Below are 3,332 nucleotides of genomic sequence, written 5' to 3'. Positions count from 1 at the left end.
ACTCCGCCCTGCGCGAGTTCGTCATCGGGCTGTGGGCCAATGTCAGCCATCCGTACGATCTGCCGGCCACCGAACAGCGTCACGGCCTGTCCCCCGATGCGGCCAGGGCGGCGCTCGACCGTGGTCTGGGCCTGCTGTGCGCCCACGATCCCGCGTTGTACCGGACTCTGGTGACCGGTCCGCTGGCCGCACGCGCGCCGGGCAGCGCCGGCCGGGGCGAGACAGCGCAGGTCGCAGCCGAGGCAGCGAAAATCACGGCTGACTTCGCCATCGAAACCGATCCGGATACCGACCATGCCCGGTCGGCTCTGCTCGCGGAGATCGCCTCTGAGACCGCACCGGAAATCCCGGACGCGCCGCTTCCGACGCCGCAACAGACACAGGCACAGGCACAGGCACAGACATCGAGACGCGGGACGCGGCCGGGCACCGCGCGCGGACGCCGGCAGCGCGACCGGCGGGTCGCGCTGCGGCTGCTGCGCTCGCTGCTGGATGCGGCTGACGGCCGGGCGGTCGACCCGGTCGGCAACTGCCGGCGGCTGCGCGGCGTCGACGAGCCGGCCGCGCAGGAGGAGATCCGCCATCTCGCCACGCTGGTCGCAGCGGCCGGCGTGATGTGGGTCGACGACCTCGTGCAACGGCTGGAGAACGGTCGGCCACCGGCATGAGGTCCCGCCGACATGAGGGCCCCGGGCGCACCCCGCCACTCCCGTAACTCCCTACTCCCGCGACCAGCGCTCCAGCATGTCCGCGAGCCCGTCGGCCTGCTCCGCCGACAGCACGACGGACACGGTCGTGGAACCGGGCACGGTGGTTTCGACCTCGACGCGCGCTCCCCCGTCCACCGGTGACACCCGCACCGCCCTGGCGACCTCGGGAGCGGCGGGTGCGGGCTCGGTGAGCCGGCGTGGCACCGGTGCGCGGACGCGCGCGGGCTTGTCCAGCGTCCCGCCGGCGACCGACCGCAGCAGCGCCGCGAGCTGGTTGGCGACGGGCACCTCGTCCGGGACGGCCGGCTCCGCTCGCGGGTCGGGACCGGGACCGGGACCGGAGCCGTCCCCGACCGCCACAGGGTCGTCGGTCCACAGCAGACACAGGTCGACGTCGACGTCGACGAATTCGATCATCGCGCTCGTCCCCCACAGGTCGGCCTCAAGTGGACCGAACCGGCGCCGCAGATGCCGGCCAGTGAACGGCCCCCGACCGCCGCCGACCATCCCGCCGACCGCCCTTCTGATTCGGGCCGCATCTCGATTCGGACCGCTTCCCCGATTCTGGCCGCCACCGCGTCGGGACGCCTCATCATGGCGGACCCTCACGGTCACTTCTCCGTCCACATCGTGTCACGGTCAGCCCCTCCCATCCGACTGGATCAGGGTGCAATCGAAAAGCCATCGGATAGGCCCTATCCCTGCAGGGACAGCGACACCACGAGGTTGTCCCGGTGGGTGCCGCCCTCGACCGGGCCGTCGCAGGTCACCAGCCGCAGTTCGGGCAGGGGCGCCGACCGGTAGAGGATGTCGGCGGGCAGCGCACTCTTCGGGTACACGTCGATGCGGTCGACGGTGAACACCAGTCTGCCGCCGTCGGCCCGCACCACGACGACCTCCGCCCCCGGTTCGAGATCGCGCAGCCGGGCGAACACCGCGGGCATGCGGTGCAGGTCGACGTGGCCGGCAAGCACCGCCGAGCCCGGCTCCCCCGGCGCCGGCCCGCCGCTGTACCAGCCGACGGTGTAACCGTCGGGCGCGGTCGCGAGTTCACCGTCGGCGGCACCCGCCAGCCGGATCCCCTGCTGCTCATCCCCGCCGACCAGCCCGACGGGGACGACCGGTGCCGGTCCGGACGCGCCGGGAAGGATCAAGCCCACCGGATGGTGGGGGGATCCCCAGCCCGTTCCCCCCGCGGGCGGGCTGGGGATCGTCGTGGGGTCCGCCGCGACCGCGGGCGGGACCGTCGTAACGCCAGTACCGGTGGCTGTGCCGGTGCCGGTGCCGGTGCCGGTGCCGGTCGCCGAGCATGCCGCCAGTACCAGGCAGCAGGCGAGCACGACGGCCACCGAACGCCGGCCCCGGGAGACGGTGGCATCGACGGTGCTGGTGTCGGTGCCGGTGCGGACCGGGCCGACTGGCGGCACCGCCGTTCCACGAGCGTCGACGGTCCAGCCGGCGGCAACCGGGGCATCGCCCGATCCACCGCTGAGGAGCACACCGACCACATCCCCCGGACGGGCCTGCACCGGGCCGACGACGATCAGATCGCTTTTCGCGCCTGGCCGCCGCAGCCCGAACGTGGTGCTGCCCGCAGGCACGGTGACCAACGGCGAGACCGTGCCGGGGTCGACCGGGTTCCCCAGCGGACCGCCGGCCGCGTCGACGAGGCTCACCGGTCCGACGCCGCCGGCCGCGTGGATCAGGCGGACGGCGATGCGTCCCGCGCCCGGGGCGGTGAAGCCGTCGACGACTACGCGGGCCGCCAGCGCGGACGTCCCGGTGACGATGACGCTGACCGTCCCGCCGGGTGGCGCCTCGACCGGCACCGAGAGATCAGCCGAGCCGTCCCGGGTAAGGGTCAGGCGGACAGCACCGGCCGGCACCCGCCGGTAGCCGGACGGCTCCCGGAAACGGAGGGCCAGTGGCGACGGACCCGCACCGGCGACGGTCAGGTCCGGGCCGGGGGCTGCATCGACCACCCGTACCGCGCCGTGCGCCCCGCTGACCGCCGTTGCCGCATGGGCGGGCCGGACGGACCACCCGGCTGCCGTCCCGATGCACGCGGTGAGCAGTCCCAGCAGGCCGATGGCACCCGCCCGACCCGCCCGGCGCCGCAATCCGGTCCGGACCCGGGCTGCAATCCCAGCCATGATCCCAGCTGCGATCACGGCTGCGATCCCGAACGTGGTGACCATCAGGTACCTCCAAGGGTCTTGGCGTAGTGGGAGACGGTGCCGCCGGCGCGGCGCACGTAGGCCCGCCACGCCGCCTCCACCCGACCCAGCCGGCTCGGGTCCAGCTCGTCGACCCCGACGCCGGCACCGACGAAGCGCACGTCCACCCCGGTGAGATCCGCCTGCAGGCCGTGCGCCGCCAGGCTGTTGAGCAGGGCCGCGATGTCGGCGTCGTCAAGCTCGCGGGCGGACAGGTCGTACGGCTGCCGTGTCGAGATCCCGTCGCTGAACACGGTCAGTTCCCGCCTTCCGGCCGGCTCCGCCCGCAGCGAGGTACCGGCCAGCACGAACGCCCCGAACAGGTCGGTCGCCGTAGCCGGCCGCGCGGCCGCGCAGTCGACCAACGCCGTGGTGGCGGCGAGCGCTGTGTCGACCTGCGCGTTTT

General features: G+C 73.7%; 4 protein-coding genes. 1 reads left to right on the top strand and 3 read right to left on the bottom strand.

Features of this window, described 5'->3' with window-relative positions; translation table 11 throughout:
- On the top strand, positions 1-668 hold a 668-nt coding region (locus tag U9980_RS25840), incomplete at its 5' end, for a hypothetical protein (RefSeq protein ID WP_322770311.1).
- 51 nt (positions 669-719) lie between these two features.
- Here U9980_RS25840 and U9980_RS25835 read toward each other — a convergent pair.
- From U9980_RS25835 to U9980_RS25825, 3 genes are all read right to left on the bottom strand, one after another.
- Positions 720-1,217, bottom strand: a complete 498-nt coding sequence (locus tag U9980_RS25835; RefSeq protein ID WP_322770310.1) for a hypothetical protein — start codon at positions 1,215-1,217, stop codon at positions 720-722.
- Between the two features lie 188 nt (positions 1,218-1,405).
- A complete protein-coding gene (locus U9980_RS25830) occupies positions 1,406-2,908 on the bottom strand; it encodes a sortase domain-bontaining protein (protein WP_322770309.1) in 1,503 nt (500 codons plus the stop codon).
- A partial coding sequence (locus tag U9980_RS25825) for a hypothetical protein (protein ID WP_322770308.1) occupies positions 2,908-3,332 on the bottom strand: 425 nt, incomplete at its 5' end. The genes U9980_RS25830 and U9980_RS25825, both read right to left, overlap by 1 nt.

It is taken from the genome of Protofrankia sp. Cr1, assembly GCF_963555865.1.
GTDB lineage: Bacteria > Actinomycetota > Actinomycetes > Frankiales > Frankiaceae > Protofrankia.
Note: the sequence above shows the minus strand (reverse complement) of the source record. Positions and strands in the feature narration are given on the sequence as shown.